The sequence below is a fragment of the Lederbergia citrisecunda genome, assembly GCF_018343695.1.
In the GTDB taxonomy this organism is placed as follows: domain Bacteria; phylum Bacillota; class Bacilli; order Bacillales; family Bacillaceae_C; genus Lederbergia; species Lederbergia citrisecunda.
Window position 1 is genome coordinate 2,569,869 of record NZ_JAGYPJ010000001.1, and the last position, 18,463, is coordinate 2,588,331.

15 protein-coding genes, 1 riboswitch and 1 other annotated feature are annotated in these 18,463 nt (G+C 37.1%); of the genes, 6 read left to right on the plus strand and 9 right to left on the minus strand.

Annotated features, from left to right (window positions below; translation table 11 throughout):
- Window positions 1–14 precede the first annotated feature (14 nt).
- From KHA93_RS12840 to KHA93_RS12860, 5 genes are all read right to left on the minus strand, one after another.
- Entirely contained in the window at window positions 15–947 is a 933-nt protein-coding gene (locus KHA93_RS12840) for a carbohydrate ABC transporter permease (RefSeq protein WP_213111089.1), read from the minus strand.
- Between the two features lie 51 nt (window positions 948–998).
- A complete protein-coding gene (locus KHA93_RS12845) occupies window positions 999–2,339 on the minus strand; it encodes an ABC transporter substrate-binding protein (protein ID WP_213111090.1) in 1,341 nt (446 codons plus the stop codon).
- A 194-nt stretch (window positions 2,340–2,533) separates the two neighbouring features.
- On the minus strand, window positions 2,534–3,679 hold the full coding sequence (locus tag KHA93_RS12850) for a GntR family transcriptional regulator (protein WP_213111091.1): 1,146 nt from the start codon (window positions 3,677–3,679) through the stop codon (window positions 2,534–2,536).
- Between the two features lie 205 nt (window positions 3,680–3,884).
- Window positions 3,885–4,979 (minus strand): Gfo/Idh/MocA family protein, encoded by a 1,095-nt coding sequence (locus tag KHA93_RS12855; RefSeq protein WP_213111092.1) that lies wholly within the window; start codon window positions 4,977–4,979, stop codon window positions 3,885–3,887.
- Window positions 4,980–5,086: 107 nt separating this feature from the next.
- Window positions 5,087–5,653 carry a polysaccharide deacetylase family protein gene (locus tag KHA93_RS12860; RefSeq protein ID WP_213111093.1) on the minus strand — a complete coding sequence of 189 codons (567 nt, stop codon included), beginning with the start codon at window positions 5,651–5,653 and terminating at the stop codon, window positions 5,087–5,089.
- 172 nt (window positions 5,654–5,825) lie between these two features.
- Here KHA93_RS12860 and KHA93_RS12865 point away from each other — a divergent pair, with 172 nt between their 5' ends.
- A complete protein-coding gene (locus KHA93_RS12865) occupies window positions 5,826–6,260 on the plus strand; it encodes a hypothetical protein (RefSeq protein ID WP_213111094.1) in 435 nt (144 codons plus the stop codon).
- 37 nt (window positions 6,261–6,297) lie between these two features.
- On the opposite strand, the gene KHA93_RS12870 is transcribed toward KHA93_RS12865, so the two are convergent.
- Window positions 6,298–6,981 (minus strand): copper homeostasis protein CutC, encoded by a 684-nt coding sequence (locus KHA93_RS12870; protein ID WP_213111095.1) that lies wholly within the window; start codon window positions 6,979–6,981, stop codon window positions 6,298–6,300.
- Between the two features lie 483 nt (window positions 6,982–7,464).
- Window positions 7,465–7,740 (plus strand) — a binding site (T-box leader).
- A gap of 68 nt (window positions 7,741–7,808) precedes the next feature.
- Here KHA93_RS12870 and KHA93_RS12875 point away from each other — a divergent pair.
- From KHA93_RS12875 to KHA93_RS12890, 4 genes are all read left to right on the plus strand, one after another.
- A complete protein-coding gene (locus KHA93_RS12875; protein WP_213111096.1) occupies window positions 7,809–8,666 on the plus strand; it encodes an SAM hydrolase/SAM-dependent halogenase family protein in 858 nt (285 codons plus the stop codon).
- 49 nt (window positions 8,667–8,715) lie between these two features.
- Window positions 8,716–9,267 carry an ECF-type riboflavin transporter substrate-binding protein gene (locus KHA93_RS12880; protein WP_213111097.1) on the plus strand — a complete coding sequence of 184 codons (552 nt, stop codon included), beginning with the start codon at window positions 8,716–8,718 and terminating at the stop codon, window positions 9,265–9,267.
- Window positions 9,268–9,398: 131 nt separating this feature from the next.
- Entirely contained in the window at window positions 9,399–11,105 is a 1,707-nt protein-coding gene (locus tag KHA93_RS12885; protein ID WP_213111098.1) for an ABC transporter ATP-binding protein, read from the plus strand.
- The gene (locus tag KHA93_RS12890) at window positions 11,096–11,929 is read left to right on the plus strand and encodes an energy-coupling factor transporter transmembrane component T family protein (RefSeq protein WP_213111099.1); all 834 of its coding nucleotides are present in this window, start codon (window positions 11,096–11,098) and stop codon (window positions 11,927–11,929) included. Before KHA93_RS12885 ends, KHA93_RS12890 begins: the two co-directional genes overlap by 10 nt.
- 260 nt (window positions 11,930–12,189) lie before the next feature.
- Here KHA93_RS12890 and tagU read toward each other — a convergent pair whose 3' ends face one another.
- The 3 genes from tagU to KHA93_RS12905 form a co-directional block, all read right to left on the minus strand.
- On the minus strand, window positions 12,190–13,119 hold the full coding sequence (tagU, locus tag KHA93_RS12895) for a polyisoprenyl-teichoic acid--peptidoglycan teichoic acid transferase TagU (RefSeq protein ID WP_213111100.1): 930 nt from the start codon (window positions 13,117–13,119) through the stop codon (window positions 12,190–12,192).
- Window positions 13,120–13,341: 222 nt separating this feature from the next.
- On the minus strand, window positions 13,342–13,527 hold the full coding sequence (locus tag KHA93_RS12900; RefSeq protein ID WP_213111101.1) for a hypothetical protein: 186 nt from the start codon (window positions 13,525–13,527) through the stop codon (window positions 13,342–13,344).
- A 39-nt stretch (window positions 13,528–13,566) separates the two neighbouring features.
- A riboswitch (cyclic di-GMP riboswitch) is annotated at window positions 13,567–13,652 on the minus strand.
- 217 nt (window positions 13,653–13,869) lie between these two features.
- Window positions 13,870–17,862 (minus strand): InlB B-repeat-containing protein, encoded by a 3,993-nt coding sequence (locus tag KHA93_RS12905; RefSeq protein WP_213111102.1) that lies wholly within the window; start codon window positions 17,860–17,862, stop codon window positions 13,870–13,872.
- Between the two features lie 215 nt (window positions 17,863–18,077).
- Between KHA93_RS12905 and KHA93_RS12910 the strand changes: the two genes are divergently transcribed.
- The gene (locus KHA93_RS12910; protein WP_213111103.1) at window positions 18,078–18,452 is read left to right on the plus strand and encodes a GGDEF domain-containing protein; all 375 of its coding nucleotides are present in this window, start codon (window positions 18,078–18,080) and stop codon (window positions 18,450–18,452) included.
- Window positions 18,453–18,463: the final 11 nt, after the last annotated feature.

Here is an 18,463-nt window from a genome sequence, read left to right on the forward strand (position 1 = left end):
CGCCACACTCCTTTCTACTCACCTTGATAGTGAACCCAACGTTTTGAAGTTATGAAAATTAATGCAGTTAAGGCCATAATGATGACAAATAGAATCCATGCCATCGCTGAAGCATAACCCATTTTGAAAAATTTAAATCCGTTATCGTATAAATACATGACATAAAAGGTTAAAGAATTTGCAGGTGTCCCTTGTCCTTGTGTCATCGTATATGGCAATGTAAATTGCTGGAAAGCTCCAATGATTCCCATGACTAAGTTAAAAAATATAACTGGTGTAAGCAATGGAATTGTGATATGTCTCGTTCTCTGCAGCCAGTTCGCTCCATCCACTTCCGCTGCTTCATAAAATTCTTCCGGTATGTCTCCAAGACCAGCTAAATAAATAATGACCGCTTGCCCAATTCCCCAAAGTGACATTAAGATCAACGATGGTTTGGACCATTTCACACTACCTAACCAGTTAGGACCATCAATACCAAAAAAGTCCAATGTTCCGTTAATCAAACCAAATCCTGGGTTCAATAACCACATCCAAAGAACCGCAAGGGCAACGTGTGGAACTAGTGTCGGCAAGAAATAGATTGTCCGATAAACCGCCAATCCCTTAACCTTCATATTGAGCATCATAGCAAGGGCAACTCCGAAGATTATGCTGAGAGGAACAAAAAATACTGCGAAATAAACCGTATTATAGACTGATTTCCAAAACAGATCATCGTGAAATAGTTCTTTGTAGTTTTGAAGTCCGACAAAATCTCCCGGCTGTAACACACTGTATGTCGTAAAACTAAAATAAATGGATGAAAATAACGGGATGGCAAAAAAAACAATTAACCCAATGACCCATGGTGATGCAAATAACCAACCCGTTATATTTGCTTTTAAAGTGGTTGAACTTTTCTTTTTCGGCTGGACTACGACACTTGAAGTTTCAACTTTCGCCAATTTTGGCAGCCCCCTTCATAAATAAAAGGGAGGTATAATCCTCCCCATTTATTATTTTTTCAAAGCTTTATTTACAGCTTCAGTTGCTTTATCTAGATTTTCCTTAGGTGTTCCCTTGCCTCTTGTAGAGTTCTCAGTTGCAGAAGCAAGTTCGTTCCAGAGCAATTGTCCTTCTGAAATAACTGGACGATGATGTGAATTTGGAAGGATATCAATAAACTCTTTTAGCATTGGATCATTAGCACGGCCCAATTCTTCGTTAACTGCTGGTTGAACTGACAAAGATCCGTCAAGCTTTTCATAATATGCTTTTGCCCCTTCAGGTCCACCAAAGTATTTCAAGAATTCCCACGCAGCTTCAGTATTTTTTGCACCTTTAGGAATGATAAAAGCGTGACCTCCAGACCAAGTCGTGAAATCCGTTCCAGTTGGTGTTGGAATTGGCGTAACACCATAGTTTAAATCTGGCTTAAATTTATTAATTCCAGAAATGGTCCAGTTTCCGTCTACCTTCATACTAAGTTGTCCGGAAATAAATGGATCCAACGCGTCACTACCTGCAGAACTTTCAAAACCAGAAATATCTTCAACATTGTATTTATTACCGAAATCAACCATCCATTGCAATGCTTCTACAATTTTAGGATCGTTAGCAGTAACCTCTTGTGTGCTCTCATTGTAGAATTCACCACCGAATGACCAGCCCCAGCTATAAAGCCAACCTTGACTATACCAAGGAATAAAACCAATACGTTTAAAACGGTTACCTTCTTTGATTGTTAATTTTTCAGCTGCAGCTTCCAATTCAGCAATCGTTTTAGGTGGATTTTCAGGATCTAAACCGGCTTCTTTAAAATGATCTTTATTGTAGTACAGTAAACGAGAATCCGTAGAATATGGAATCGCGTAAAGCTTACCCTGGTAACTCGCTTCATCCCATGCATATTGATAATAACGATCTTGCGAGACACCGTCTGCAGCAGCCATATCTGATAGATCAGTTAAAGCACCTTGTGATGCCCATGATCCAACTTTAAACCTATCAAATGTTGCTACGTCAGGAGGATTACCACCTGTTACGGAAGTAAGTAGTTTTTGGTCAGCACCCTCATTGGCTTCTGTATAAACCATTTTCACTTTAATATCAGGATGTGATTCTTCAAAACTCTTAACTAATGCATTCATTGCTTCCAATCCCAAACCTGTACTTCCATGCCAAAACGTAATTTCTGTCTTTCCACCTTCAGAGCCTTTTCCTCCGCCGCTTCCGCCGCTGCCTCCACTTCCTCCATTAGAAGTCTTATCGCTCGAAGTACAGCCCGCTAGAAATAACGTCAAAGCGAGAACACTCATAATCATCAATCGACCGAATCTCTTTACTCTCTTACTCATTTTTACACCCCCGGTTTTTGTCAAAAATAGTAAACTAGCAAACAATTAAGTTTTACCCCCCCCTTATGAATCGCTTACATTTCTCAATCTATGTAATTTTCTAAGATGTCTATAAATTCAATGTAATCAACATAATATATTATCTTATATCAACATGTCAATCCTATTTTTACAAAAAAAAAAGAAGAATCTATTCAATTCTTCACTGGAGTCTTTATTGGCGCGGTTGATAAACCTTCAATTAATTTAAAATTCAATAACTCAGTTTCAATGGTATACTCACCATTGATTTGCGACATTAATCGTTTTACTGCTCTGGCTCCCATTTCGTTTTCCCTTTGAGAAATATGGGTAATTAGGGGCTTGCCAATAATTGGATGAGGTGAATCAAAACAAATAATCGAATAATCTTGTGGAACTGTTTTTCCAATTGATTGGATGACATATAAAAGAATTTTAGCAAAAGCGTGGCGGCATGCTACGAAAGCTGTAATTTCTGGATAATTTAATATAAAATTCCTCATATTCTCTATTTCCAATTCAAACTCCAGTTTCCTTTGCTTATTAAAAGCAAAATCTGATCCGTAATTTGTAAAAATAAAATCCGGATTTAGTTGTTTATGCTGCTCGTTATGTGCAAGCTGATATCCTTTTAAGCGATCTTCCAAGGCAGTAGTCCCATCGTATGCAGGTGTAATATATGCAATATGTTCATGTCCAAGTGACATTAAATACTCTGTCGCTTCTTTCGATGCTCTAACGTTATCAGTTAAAACAGCACTAGCCTGAATACCTCTTAAATAACGGTCAACGAGAACAATCGGAAATTTTTTCAAAACAAGCTCTAGAATTTTAGGATTATAATGTTCCCCATGAATAGGAATAACAATCAGCCCATCAACCCCAGCATCTAACAGCTCTTCAATCGCATTTTCTTCTTCCTCTATTTTTTCTCGAGTGATTTTCATTAATAAATTGACCCCGTATTTTGATCCACTGTATTCAATCGACTGCACTAATGCCATTCCGTAACTACTAGCAAAACTAGGAATAACTAGACCGATTTTCAGTCCTTTTTTTGTATTAAAAGTTTGATTACTATTGAGCATATTGTCTGGTTCTTCAACCGAATAAATAACAAAAGACCCTTTTCCCTGAACTCTCTCTATTATTTGTTCCTGGGCAAGTAAGTCCAAAGCTTTTTTGGAGGTAATTCTACTAACTTGAAACTCATCAGCTAATTCTTTTTCTGAAGGGATTTTGTCCCCTTGTATTAATTCGCCAATTTGGATTTTTTGCAAAATTGTTTCATAAATTTGCTTGTACAATGGTACATTCATTTTCGCATCACCCTATAAGTTGATATAACCACTATATCAACTCTTTTTAAAATATCAATAAAAAAGATTCACTTTTATAAAATTTTTCTTCCATGAACAGAATTTTTTTAAAGAAAATTCCTACAATTTCTGTCATCCTACGACTTTTATACTATGTTTAACAACAAAAAAACCTCCGAAATGAAATCGGAGGTTTTCCATCAAATTAAGCAAATACTTCTTCAAGGTAAACAGCTTTACCAGTTTTAGCAGATTCATAGATTGCTTCTAGGATTTGTGTTACAACAAATGCTTCTTCAGGTTTTACTAATGGCTCAGTATCGTTAATGATGCTTTCGATCCATTGGCGAGCTTCGATATCAGCATCGGTTTCAACGCTTCCATCATAGAATGCTACTCCACCTGGTCCTAAGTCAACTTTTGTTGTATAAAGCTTACTGTTGTCTTCACCGTTAATGCGAAGGCCGTCTTTCATGTCAGCTCCAGCTTCAGTACCACTTAAAGAAACTTTCGCTTCATCAACATCTAGAGTATTAAGTGCCCAGCTGGATTCTAGAACGATTGTTGCACCGTTTTCCATTGTGATGAAACCAAATGCAGAATCTTCTACAGTGAATTTAGCTGGATCCCATGATCCAAATGCGTTAGCTGCGTTTTCTTTTTGGCCAAGTTTATGGTAAGTCGTACCAAGAACAGCTTTTGGCTTGTAGTTATTCATCATCCAAAGCGTTAAGTCAAGTGCGTGTGTACCGATATCGATTAGCGGACCGCCACCTTGTTTTTCTTCGTCAAGGAATACTCCCCAAGTAGGAACGGCACGACGGCGAATTGCATGAGCTTTCGCGTAGTAAACCTCACCTAGATCACCGCGCTCACATAATTTATGTAAGTGTAGGCTGTCAGGACGGAAACGGTTGTTATAACCGATTGTTAATTTTTGGCCAGTACGCTTAGAAGTCTCTACCATTTGGCGAGCTTCTTCAGTTGTTTTCGCCATTGGCTTTTCACACATTACATGCTTTCCAGCTTCCATAGCAGCGATTGAAATTTCAGCGTGAGAGCTGTTTGGAGTACAAACATGAACAACGTCAAAAGATCCGTCTGCTAGTAGCTCTTTATAATCTGAATATACTTTCGCACCTTCAACACCATATTGAGCTGCTGCTTTTTCTGCTTTTTCAACTTCGATGTCGCAGAACGCTACCATTTCTGCTTGCTTAACTTTGGACAAGCTTGGCATATGCTTACCATTTGCAATACCGCCGCAGCCAACAATTGCTACTCTTACTTTCTCTGTCATTTCAGCATCCCCTTTTTCTAGAACTTCGCTTTTAATTTAAACGTTTTCACACAAATAGTCAATAAAAATATCCGTACATATTTTGGTTCGCAGGAAAAGTAATAGATTTATAGATCTCGTAGTGTGACCATTTCATATCCTTCATCGTGCAAATATTTTAACACAAGCTCAACTGCTTCAACCGTTGTTGAATGTATATCGTGCATTAATATAATCGAGTTGTCACGTACTTCTTCTGTTACAATTTTTAAAATAGCTTCCGGATCACGTGATTTCCAGTCAAGTGTATCAACCGTCCAGAGGACTTCCTTTTCCCCGTACCCTCTAGCAATCTCTTTAATTGACTCATTCGTATTGCCATAAGGAGGACGGAAATGAGTAGGCAATTCCCCTATCACGGTTTTGATAACACTCTGAGTTGTCGAAATTTCCTCTTCCACTTCTTTTTCATTCAAAGTAATGAGGTCTGGATGATTCCACGTATGAGAAGCGATCTCATGACCTTTAGCAAAAACCTCCAGCGTTATAGCTGGATTTGTATCAACAAGTTTACCTATTTGAAAAAATGTAGCTTTTGCATCATATTTTTCAAGGAGTTTAATAATTTTTTGCGTGTTCTCAGGATGCGGTCCATCATCAAATGTTAAAGCTACCCTTTTCTTTCCATTTTCCAAAATCTTCACCTCACTTTTTTATTTGCATCTTGTCTTTTAATCATACAAAAGATTTGGAAAATTAACCACAAAACAAAATTTTCTTATGTTTACTTTGTCGAACGAAACCGTCTTTTATGGAGGGGGGTTCATCGTTACAATTAATACAATTGGAAGGAGGGAGGAAAAAACGATGTTTTATGTAGCGATTCTGTTTCAAATATTAGTCTTTCTCTATTTTGAAATAACAACATTAGTGAATCTTTTTCCATGGAATGATTTATCTAAATATACAGTTAGACAGAAATGGACAGAAGCAATATCAAACGGAGTTATTTTACTAGTTTGCATCGGGTTGTTTGCTACGAAAACAAGCTGGGGAATGGGAATTAGCTTACTATTTTGGGTGTTCTTTTTTATCATGCAGCTGCTTACATGGTGGATGCCATATGTAATGGGACAACACTTAAAACAGTTTCCAAAAACACTTTATGAATCACATTTTTCAAGAACCGTGAAAATATTGCCTCCAATTAAAAATCATATTGTTCCAGACGCTCAGCATAATGTATTACAACTTCTCTCATTGTCTGCCATTATATTTAGTATTGCAGCGTTTTGGGGATGAAAAAAGAACCTCTCCTACTTTGGAAGAGGTTCTTTTTTCACGCAAGGACTTGCTTAATTCTATCAATTTTCGCACGCTCAATCGGATTCATAAAGCTATTCTCTTCCCGAACTCCAGAACCGAAATGGATTTCCTTCGGGCTAACTTCATCATAAAATTCATTAAACGTTTCAGCACGGAGACCGTATCCAGGCATGATGGTAAGATGCGTATTTTCCGCAAGTTCCATCAGCTTTTTGATCATCGGAACTGATTCAGTAGCTGGCTTTCTTCCACCAGCGGTTAGAATTCTTTTCACTTGCTTGAATTCTGTTAAGGCTTCTAACGTTTCTTCAAAATCTCTTGAAAAGTCAATAGCCCTATGAAATGTGATATCGAGTCCTTCCGCTTCTTCAAGGAGTCTTTTCATCACCTCAACATCGACTCGTCCTTCTTCCGTAAGAGCTCCTATGACAACTCCGTTCGCCCCCAACTTTCGTACCATTCGAATATCTCGAACCATTGTATCCACTTCTAAAGATTCATAGAAAAATGATTGAACATGAGAACGGATAATAACATTGATTGGGATTTTAGAAATTTCTACTGCTGATTCAATCAAACCAAAACTTGGAGTAACACCATCCTCCTTCATTCCTACGCACAATTCAATTCGATCCGCACCATAATCACTTGCAGCTTTTACATCTCGAATATTCGTAGCAATAACTTCTAATAACACGAGAGCTCCCCCTTTAATAATTCCGAAAAACAATGATAAATACATTGTACGATATATTTGTTGACCTTTCGATTTTTATGGAAAAAGTATTTTCATGTTGTGGAGGGTATTTTGAATTTTATACGTCATTGGCCAGGCACTATCTGAATTTTGGGTGCTGTATTTTGTTACTGCAATTATTATATGGAAATAGCATTCAGCTAAACAGCAATAGCCACACCATATACGAGAATATATGTACTTTATACTACAATAGAAGAGCGTTAGACGATAATAGAGCTTCCGAACGACAATCGCATTAGCTTCAACGGCAATAGCCAGCGTTTATGTACAATCTTAATACATTTTATCTGCAATACAATTTTAAATCACAATCCTACTTCATATATGGATAATTATCTTCAAACATTTTAAAAATTTATGCTTGCATTTTTTTTCAGGCAAGCTTATAATCAATTTCAATCACATATGCTTTACTTTTTTTCAAAGACGATGAAGAGAAAAAGTAGGATTATTGGTTTTACACAGAGAGCTTCGGTAGCTGAAAAGAAGCAAAAATCACGATCTGAACAATGGCCTCTGAGTTGCGAGCTGAACATCCTTTTGGATTATTAGGTGCCGACGAGATTTGGTACTCGTTATCAATACCACAGTATTTCGAGCAAAGATTTATTTGTGCTCCAGTACTTGCAGAGGCTGTTTTGTGTAAGCAAACAGTGAAATAAGGTGGTACCACGTGAATTCAACCACGTCCTTATCTTTTTTATAAAGATACGGGCGTGGTTTTTTGATTTTCTAAAACATTTTTTCAAACGGAGGAATTTACAATGACGAACAGTTTAGTGATCCAAACAGATTTCGGTTTAAGTGACGGTGCTGTAAGTGCAATGTACGGAGTGGCGATTTCAGTCGATCCGAATCTTAGAATCTTTGACCTAACTCATGACATTCCGCAATATAATATATGGGAGGGATCGTATCGCCTCTATCAAACCATTTCATATTGGCCGGAAGGAACAGTCTTTATTTCAGTTGTCGATCCTGGAGTTGGCTCTGATCGCCGCAGCGTTGTAATAAAAACAACGGAGAATCAATATATCGTTACTCCAGATAATGGAACATTGACTCATATTAAAGATGAAATTGGTATCGTGGCGGTTAGAATTATTGATGAATCCGTCAATCGTTTGCCAAAATCCGGCGAATCGTATACATTCCATGGCCGTGACGTATATTCATATACAGGAGCAAGACTTGCATCTGGAGTTATTACATTTGAAGAAGTTGGCCCGGAAGTTCCAGTCGATTCAATCATAGAACTCGCAAAATTTGAACCAAAAATTGATGAAACATCCGTTACTGGAACTATCGATATACTTGATATTCGTTTTGGAAACTTATGGACAAATATCGACCGAACTTTATTCTTGCAATTAGATATTGAATATGGAGACAACTTTGAAGTGACCATACAAAACGATACACGTCAAGTATATAAAAACATCATGACATATGGCCGTTCCTTTGCAGATAGCCATTTAGGTGAACCCTTAATATATGTAAATTCACTCGATAAACTCGGAATCGCCATCAACCAAGGATCATTCGCCAAAGCGTACCACATTGAAACAGGGGCAAATTGGAAAATATCCCTCCGCAAAGTGCCAAAAGTCATATATAATTAAGTTTGGAATAATAGAAATATTAAATTTTAAAAAAGGGAGAAGAATCAAAATGGGGAAAAATTTAGCAATTAAAACAATCGTAGCGATTGGGATTGGTGCCGCTGTGTTTGTTATCTTAGGGAGATTTGCTTCAATTCCAACGGGAATCCCGAATACTAATATTAATACTTCCTATGCGTTCTTAGCGTTAATGGCAGTTGTATTCGGTCCAGTTGCAGGCGGACTTATTGGGTTGATTGGACACGCACTCCTAGATTCCATTATGTGGGGAAGTGTTTGGTGGAGCTGGGTAATCGTTTCAGCATTAGTTGGATTATTGATTGGATTTTCTGCAAAAAGAATTAATATTGAATCCGGTGAATTTGGCAAAAAACAAATTATCTCATTTAATATCATCCAAATTATTGTTCAAATTATCGGATGGGGGCTTATTGCTCCGACTCTAGATATACTTATTTACGCAGAGCCTGCTAACAAAGTATGGACACAAGGTATTGTGGCTGGTCTCGCAAACATCGTAACAGTTGCAGTCCTTGGTACAATTTTACTCGCAGCTTACGCAAAAACAAGAGTGAAAAGTGGAAGCTTGAAAGCAGAATAATGAATTTTATTATACAATAGTGTTGATGATGCGAGGAAATCGTAAAATTCGATTTCCTCGTTTTAAGTTCATTTTGAGAAAAACCACATGAATTTTAAAGGATTTTCGAGAATATAACTGAGGAGATCGAAATGAAAAAGCCCGTTATTCAATTTGAACATTTTAATTTTAAATATCGCACCCAAGTTGACCCGACTCTTCACGATATTAATTTAACCCTTTATGAAGGAGAAAAAGTGCTGATTGTTGGGCCTTCGGGCTCAGGTAAAAGTACAGTCGGTCACTGCCTCAACGGCTTAATTCCATTTTCCTACAAAGGAGAAATTACCGGAAGTTTGAAGATTATGGGACAAGAAACAAAAGACCTCGATATTTTTTCACTTTCTAAAATGGTTGGAACTGTTTTGCAAGATCCTGATGGGCAATTCATCGGGCTAACCGTTGGCGAAGATATTGCATTTGCACTTGAAAATGATGTTCGGGAGCAAGACGAAATGTTTTCGATAGTAAATGACGTTTCCAAAATGGTTGATATGGATGGTTATTTACAATCTTCACTTCATCAATTGTCAGGGGGGCAAAAGCAACGAGTATCGTTAGCGGGAGTTATGGTAGACGATGTAGACATTTTACTTTTTGACGAACCGCTCGCCAATCTTGATCCAGCAACTGGAAAACATGCGATTCAACTTATTGACCGCATTCAGAAGGAAACGAATAAAACCGTCGTCATCATTGAGCATCGCCTTGAAGATGTACTCGAATGCCATATCGACCGTATAGTGGTCGTGGATAAAGGCACGATTGTTGCGGATGTTACTCCTGATGAATTGCTCGCTTCTTCCATTCTGGAAGAGTGCAATATTCGTGAACCGCTTTATGTAAGAGCAGCAAAATACGCTGGTTCAGATGTTACTGCCGAGTCAAAGCCCTCCCATATTAATACATTTACTGTTAATAAGGACAAGCTGCTCACTTGGTTTGAAGCGACCAATCCTCCTGAACGAAAAAAGAAAACAGAACCAATTTTAGAATTGAAAAACATTCATTTTAGTTATTCACCTAGTCGTGAAATCATTCACAACGTATCTTTTTCTATTGAAAAAGGAGAAATGGTCAGTATTGCTGGTAAAAACGGTGCTGGAAAGTCAACATTGGCCAGTATTATTTGTGGATTTGTAAAACCCAATTCCGGTCGGATTCTTTTTAAAGGTGAAGATATTACGAATGATACGATCAAAGAACGCGCTGAGCGAATTGGACTCGTCATGCAAAATCCAAACCAAATGATTTCAAAGCATATGATCTTTGAAGAAGTCGCTTTGGGTTTGGTCTTACGAGGTTTACCTGAAGATGAAATAAAAGAACGAGTAGAAAAAACATTACGGATATGTGGTCTCTATCCATTTCGAAATTGGCCGATTTCAGCCCTTAGCTTCGGACAGAAAAAACGTGTTACTATCGCTTCTATACTAGTATTGGAGCCTGAGTTGATTATTTTAGATGAACCAACCGCGGGACAGGATTTCAAGCACTATACTGAAATCATGGAATTTTTAACAGAATTAAATGAACAAGGCGTTACGATTTTAATGATTACTCATGACATGCACTTAATGCTCGAGTACACACCGCGAGCAATCGTTATTGCTGGTGGAGAAAAAATTGCAGATGATACATCAGCGAATATTCTTACTGATCGCGACGTAATCGAAAAAGCGAATTTGAAAGAAACGTCATTATTCGACCTTGCCGTTAAAGCTGGAATCGAAGAACCGAGAGAATTCGTCGGACGATTTATCGCCTTCGACAAGGAGGTTAGAACAACATGGCAGTAGAAATGCTCGCATATATTGATCGTCCTTCGCCTATTCATCGTCTGACTGGTGCAACAAAACTCATTTGCTTTATTTTGTGGTCGACTGCCGCTATGCTTACGTACGATACACGAGTGTTGCTATTTTTATTTGTGGCGAGTATCGCTATTTTTATCGCCTCACAAGTAAAAATTCGTGAAATCTCCTTTGTGTTGATCTTTATTTTGGCATTTTTACTACTGAATAATATAGCCATTTATATTTTTTCACCACAAGAAGGTGTTAAAATTTACGGTTCTAGCCATGTATTGTTCGAAATAGTTGGACGGTATAACGTAACGTGGGAGCAGCTATTTTATCAGTTTAATATTACGATAAAATATTTTACAATCATTCCAGCAGCGATTTTGTTTATCGTAACCACACATCCGAGCGAATTCGCAGCATCTCTAAACAAAATCGGTGTCAGCTATCGTATTTCATATGCGGTTGCACTAGCCTTACGCTATATTCCCGACATCCAGCGCGACTTCCGCAACATTGCCATCACTCAACAGGCTCGCGGAATCGACATGTCGAGCAAAGAAAAACTAGGAAAGAGAATCAAAAACATAGCATCCATCATCATCCCTTTAATATTATCGAGCTTAGATCGAATCGAAGTTATCAGCAACGCCATGGAACTGCGCGGTTTTGGAAAAAATAAAAAGCGTTCCTGGTACAGTGCTCGTCCGTTTAAACGGATTGATTACTTCGCACTTATTTTAGTTGGAATCGCGTTCGTTGTTTCGCTTATTATTACCTTTTATGATGGAAGTAGATTTTATAATCCGTTCGGGGCGTGATTGGTAACGCCCCGAAGTTTTAACACTGTGCATAATAAATTTTGGACTCCGTCTTTTCGGATTTCCTGATAGCAATTATTCTACTGTATGTATTTTGGAGAAGAACCGATCAATTCACTTTTTTTAAAAGCTAAAAAAGACGGTTGAAAATTTCCCAAGAGTCTCGTAGTTGATATTCTATAAACAAAACACATACGAGCATGAGTTCTCTTAAAGCATATGAAAAAGCGCCAAGACCTCAAGTCTCGACGCTTTCTTTTTTATTTCAACTCCAAATGCTCTTTCAACTTATTCTGTACATTCACTCTTTCCTCATCTGGTACAACATAGTACCATAGTCCATCAATGGTTGCGCCGCTACCTTCAATTTGGATTTGCTCAAGATTATGACGGGCATCCGCATAATTTTTTTGAATGGATTTCATTTCGTCAAAAGATATATTTGTTTCAACATTTTTGCTTAACGCTTTTAGAACATCGTCATATTTCCAAAGGGCAGAAATATTAGCACCTTTGTTGATGACTCCTTGAATGACTTGACGTTGACGCATTTGACGTCCGAAATCGCCACGAGCATCTTGTTTACGCATGCGGGAATAGCTCAATGCTTCCTTACCATTTAGGTTCAATTCACCCACTGGAAAATGATGTTTGTCTTGTGTAAAGTCAAGATCATTATTAACCGTTACACCGCCGACTGCATCTACTATTTCTTTAAAACCTTCCATATTCATCTTTACATAATAATCAATTGGAATATCGAGGAACTTTTCGACCGTATTCATCGACATTTCTACGCCGCCACGAGCATACGCATGGTTAATTTTTTCCACAGTACCATTTCCGACAATTTCTACTCGAGTATCGCGTGGAATACTTAGCATTTCCATCGACTTCGTCTTAGGATTTACAGTAATAACAATCATCGTATCCGAACGGCCTTTATCACCAGAACGCTCATCCACTCCAAGCATCAATACTGAAAACGGTTCTCTCTTACCAAGTTCCAAATCCGATTCCCTTTTTACTTCCGGAGTACGGTCAATTGGACTATGAACAGCATTTGCCGCTTTAGAAAGATTATGATATATCGAGTAACCATACGCAACAATCCCAGCTACTAGTACAAATAAAGTAATAAGGAAAATTTTTAATCCTTTTCTTTTCTTTTTCGTTTTATGTCGACCCATGTTTTTTTCCCTCTCCCATATTTTCTTTCTATAAATAGACGTTAAATAGATTCAAAAGTTACAACAATCTATATTATACTCATTCACAGTTGCCTATTACAATAGCCTATATATAGAAACTTTGAATAATCATGGGAAAGTAAACAAACATATTAAGACAAAATAACCATTTTTTAAAGTAAAGACGAGGGCTAAAGTGCCCTCGTCTGTGTTATTTTATCTTTAATGACATTTATAAGGAATAACGAAAAATTGTTCTAGATGTATGATCGCTTGTTCATGATACCTTTTTTTCATTTCTAGCCTCTCTTTATAGCAAACATCCAAGCAATCAGGTATTAGTATAGTTAATTCTTTAAGTCTAATAAAATGCCAATAATATCTAATGCGATAATATAATCTCTTCATATAATGCCTCCGAATAATCATAAATCGTCGGAGTTCGTGTTCGGTAGCTGGCTGGCGTAATCAAAGTGACATTAGCCCCTATAGTTTTGCGTCATCACTTTTCAGTAACTTTGCCGATTCGTACGATTTATGGGTACTTTCAATAATATCATCGTATGAATTTACCTAATAATGAATAGGTCCATTGACTTATTTTTTTGAATCAAGCAAGAGAGGAACGAACTATAAAAACAAAAATTAAAGAAGTACTGCAGTTACGCTTGAAGCTTTATACAACTAAGTCCCTGCATATTCTCCTTTAAAAAATACCTAGGCTCCTATTCAAAACCTAGGCATTTACTATTAATTTTTATACGCTATAACAATTGAATCGCTACTATATACTTTTTTTCCGTTTACTGTTCGATAAGCTCTTACTTTATAGTAATAGGCTTTGTTTTTAGATAAGCTCTTGTTTATAAAACTTATTGTCTTCAGAGTACCAAGTTTACTAGCTTTACCATTTTTGGATGTGGAGCGGTACACCTCGTAACCAGTAGCACCACTTACTTTAGACCAACTTATTTTTACTGATGTGCTGGTCATCTTTTTTGCTGATACTTTTAAAGGCTTCGACAACAATGGTTTAGTACTGACAATACTAGAAAATGCTCCATATATTTTTTTATCGTTAACTGTTCGATATGACCTTACTTTATAGTAATAAGTTGTACCTGTTTGTAAACTGCCATTTGTATAAGTTATGGAAGATCCATTCGTCAAAGTGGCGACTCGGCCATACGTCCCGTTCTTTGAATTAGATCTATACACTTCATAGCCGCTGGCACCCGTTACTTTAGCCCAACTCGTTTTAATTTTATCGTAACCCGCCGATACAGCTTGTACAGATGTGACTTTCGATAAAATTGGTTTCCCACTGATAATGTCCGAATACGAACTGTAAACCTTTTTCCCATTAACGACCCTATACTCCCTTACTTTATAATAATACGTCGTCCCTGTTTGCAAACCACCATTTGTATAAGTTAATGAAGATCCGCTCGTTAAAGTGGCGACTAGACTACACGTACCGCTCTTTAAATTAGAACGGTACACTTCAAACCCACTGGCACCCGCTACTTTAGCCCAACTTGTTTTTATTTTGTCAAAACCAGCAGATACGGCATTTACGGATCCGACTTTTGATAAAATTGGTTTTCCGCTCGCGATTGCTGAAAAAGGACTGTACACTTTTTTACCGTCAAGAACTTGATAAGCTCTTACTTTATAAAAATAAGTATTACCTGTTGTCAAATTGCTATTTGTATAGGTTATCGTATTTCCACTCGTTATCGTTCCTATTAGACTATATGTTCCATTTGACGAAGTTGCACGATAGATTTCGTATCCATTAGCTTCATCTGCTTTGTTCCATTTAATTTTTAATTTATCATATCCCTCAGATACAACTGTAACGTTTTGAGGTGTACCAGTATTTTTCATGAATTTTGCATAAACGATTAAATCTTCTGTAATTCCTTGAGTAAATTCATACAGTTTTTCAAATTTAGGATCTAAATACCATCCAATAAAGGTATAATCAGGCTTTACAGGATCTTCAGGTGCTAGAACTTTACTCTTATGTTTGTAGTTTTGCTCGAATAAAACCTTTGTTCCATCCATAAAAATGACCTTGTATTCATTTTGTTTAAACTGTGCGGTTACAATCATATCAGACGTAATATGACTAAAATCATTATCCCAACCAGTAAACATATAACCTTCTTTAATAGGAGGTTCGGGTGCTGTGGCTGCTTCACCTTCATATACATCCTCCAGATTAATAACACTACCACGATCATCAATAAAATAAACTTTATACTGATTCCGTTTATATATTGGTTTAACGGTTAGATCGCTGTAAATACCAGACAAACTCTGTTCCCAGCCAAAAAACGTATATCCTGGAACAGCTGGTGCGGTCGGTGCATCTACTGTAGACGCGTACTTAACTATTTTAGTCTCTAACACATTACCGTCATAATCTAAAAATGTAACCACCTGGTCATTCACTTCATACAGGGCTGTAATATATAAATCAGATGTTACTTGATCGAATTGTTTATCCCAACCGATAAAAGTCATACCTGGAATTGCAGGCACTTCAGGAGCTGTGGCTGCTTCCCCTTCAGGAACATATTCTGTTTTCAATTCATACCCGCCTGTATCTTTAAATACAACTTTAAATTTATCCTTAACGTAAACATCAAATGTAGTAATAAAACCATCATAAGTTACCGTTACTAATTGCTTTCCTGATTGCTCACGATCATATCCTCTTACCATATCTTCCGTAACAGTAACATCAAGCTCATTCCCAAAACTCGTTCTTACAGAAACAACCATTCCTGTAAGATCCAAATCTTCTCCTTTAACATAAGTAGTTTTTACTGGCCCACTTTTAATAAGAGTACCGATGTTTTTTTCTATAGTAGGAGCATTATTATCAATTAATTGAGGGAATGGGTAATCGGAATTCTTATCCAACTTCCACACAGATTCAAAATCAAACCCTGCATATGTAAGTATATTTTTCATTTCGTTGAACGTTTCTTTATTAATTCCTTGCTTTCCTTGATCATTATGATCAAAGTTAACGGCGCTATCTAAATAGTATGAAGCTTTGATTAACCGGTTTTCGGCTGACCATTCATCTGAACTTCCACCTAGAATAGCACCAGAATATGATGGAGAAAAAGTACCATCAGGAGAAATGCCACCTATATTATAGGTTCTTGTTATGATTGTTTTCCCTTCGGAAGAACCTACAATTCCTCCTCCCATAAAGGAGGCAACGATATGACCCATATTATAACTATCCGTAATACTAGCATATGATAAATGCCCAACGACACCCCCAACCTTATTACCCTGGAGATTGCTAGTATTAAAACTTTTAGAAACCGATGCTGGATATTTGACAGTACCATATATGGTACCTACTATTCCCCCTATCCAATCACCACTAATCGTTCCCTCATTACTAGACTCTGTAACGGTTGATGCATAGGCGTCTCCTGCAAGTCCTCCTGCCATACCGCCACTTATTTCTCCATTGTTCCGACTTTGTGAAATGGTTGATCCATTAAGAGAAGCTACAATACCTGCAGAAGCATTTTCCCCCATGACCTGACCTTCATTTTGACAATTAAGAAACTCCCCACTATTGACGAGACCAGCTATTCCTCCAGTATTTCCCCCATTTATTCCCCCTTTATTTACGCTATTCTCCACATTTCCTTTTTGCAGTTCCCCAATAATTCCACCAGTATTTAAACCGAGGGAGTAACTTGTGTAGTTATATTGAAAATTTTCCTTAGCTTTTATTGTTCCTTCGTTAACGCTGTGGATAATTGTCATATCAGACCCTCGGCCAATAATACCGCCTATACCCATGCTAATATCCGAACTTGTAGAACTCCCGTTTACTAGTCCGAGATTACGACTGTTAACAATGGAAGATTGCTGTCCGTTTCCAAGAATTCCTCCTGCTGAGCCTCGATAACGGGTCGCGTCTTTTTCACTAGAAAATGAATCGCCCCCTACAGTAGCTGTATTTTCACAATTATTAAAAGTGGTTAAAGTAGCATCGCCAACTATTCCTCCTGCAGCATCTCTAGAGGTAACAGCTTTATTACCACTTCTATTAATAGAATTTGTTTTTATTTCTCCAGAACTCTTACAATCAGTAAAACTTGTATTAAAACTTTTCCCTACTATGCCACCAACACTAATATTGGAGTTAATCGAATAAAAAACAAAATTATTATTCGCAGTGATAGAAATGCTCGCGTTAACGGACGTATTGATGACCGTTGAGTTTTGAATATCTCCCGCTAAACTTCCAGCAAAAACATTCGATTCCAAGGTATTATTTTCATCACTGTTATTCACCATTTCTAGCGTGATATGAACCGAAGATAATGATAAATTCCGGATTTCACCATTTTGAATATGACTAAATAAACCAACACTTACATTTTTAATGGAAGTGGCTTTTTGTTTAATTGTAAGTCCACTTATCTTTTTACCATTACCATCAAAAACTCCAGTAAAAGCCGTCTCTTCTGATCCAATCGGCATCCAGCCTGTACTATATTTTTCAATCAAATCGATGTCATTCATTAATATGTATTTCGCCGATAAGTTTTCTCGAACTCTATCAAGATCATCGGCAGTATATATTCCTATATAGCCTTCAGGAACCTCAGTCACCGCTTTAGCAACGTGTAAATGAGCTGTTAAAAAAGCACCTACTAGTACAAAAATAAACCACAATACTCTAAATCTTTCCATCCTTACTCCCCCAATTGGCAAATAAAAAGAGTCACTTCTTTAGTGACTTTGACGATCAACAATTATTAAAATTATTCCTAAAACTGGTTAACAAAAATTATTATACAATAATTGTTTTTATTGATGATACATTAACTCCATATCCAATTTATGGTAAATCGTTGTGAATGTTAACTTCATTATTCACTACTAATTCATCATAGTATAATTACCCAATGTACTTGCTCTATTTTATTGCCGAAGCCGTTATTTATTATTCCTGGATTCCTATATTAATCATTAATTATCCAAAGTGGCATACAGCTATCATTACTATTATTGGATATACTAGTCTAGAAATCACCACGTTTATGGTAAATGATGATTCCAAAATAGTAAGATTACAAGTATTAATGATGAATTCAATTGTGAATGCCATTATTCTTTTCAGCATGCCTAGTACAGAATCAAAGTCAAAGAAGTTCCCATTACTATTGCTTACGGTTGGCAGAATATTAAGTGGTAAGATATTGAAATTAATAGATAGTGCTGATACAGTTTTATACAAGGCTAAAGCTAATGGACGGAATCAGCTCGTTGTTTTTCATTAATAATGGCTAAT

What these genes read in the sequence shown, in the direction of transcription:
- KHA93_RS12845 (WP_213111090.1), bottom strand. Translation starts at nt 2,339, where the DNA reads ATGAGTAAGAGAGTAAAGAGATTCGGTCGATTGATGATTATGAGTGTT.
- KHA93_RS12850 (WP_213111091.1), bottom strand. Translation starts at nt 3,679, where the DNA reads ATGAATGTACCATTGTACAAGCAAATTTATGAAACAATTTTGCAAAAA.
- KHA93_RS12855 (WP_213111092.1), bottom strand. Translation starts at nt 4,979, where the DNA reads ATGACAGAGAAAGTAAGAGTAGCAATTGTTGGCTGCGGCGGTATTGCA.
- KHA93_RS12865 (WP_213111094.1), top strand. Translation starts at nt 5,826, where the DNA reads ATGTTTTATGTAGCGATTCTGTTTCAAATATTAGTCTTTCTCTATTTT.
- KHA93_RS12875 (WP_213111096.1), top strand. Translation starts at nt 7,809, where the DNA reads ATGACGAACAGTTTAGTGATCCAAACAGATTTCGGTTTAAGTGACGGT.
- KHA93_RS12880 (WP_213111097.1), top strand. Translation starts at nt 8,716, where the DNA reads ATGGGGAAAAATTTAGCAATTAAAACAATCGTAGCGATTGGGATTGGT.
- KHA93_RS12885 (WP_213111098.1), top strand. Translation starts at nt 9,399, where the DNA reads ATGAAAAAGCCCGTTATTCAATTTGAACATTTTAATTTTAAATATCGC.
- KHA93_RS12890 (WP_213111099.1), top strand. Translation starts at nt 11,096, where the DNA reads ATGGCAGTAGAAATGCTCGCATATATTGATCGTCCTTCGCCTATTCAT.
- tagU (WP_213111100.1), bottom strand. Translation starts at nt 13,119, where the DNA reads ATGGGTCGACATAAAACGAAAAAGAAAAGAAAAGGATTAAAAATTTTC.
- KHA93_RS12900 (WP_213111101.1), bottom strand. Translation starts at nt 13,527, where the DNA reads ATGAAGAGATTATATTATCGCATTAGATATTATTGGCATTTTATTAGA.
- KHA93_RS12905 (WP_213111102.1), bottom strand. Translation starts at nt 17,862, where the DNA reads ATGGAAAGATTTAGAGTATTGTGGTTTATTTTTGTACTAGTAGGTGCT.
- KHA93_RS12910 (WP_213111103.1), top strand. Translation starts at nt 18,078, where the DNA reads ATGTACTTGCTCTATTTTATTGCCGAAGCCGTTATTTATTATTCCTGG.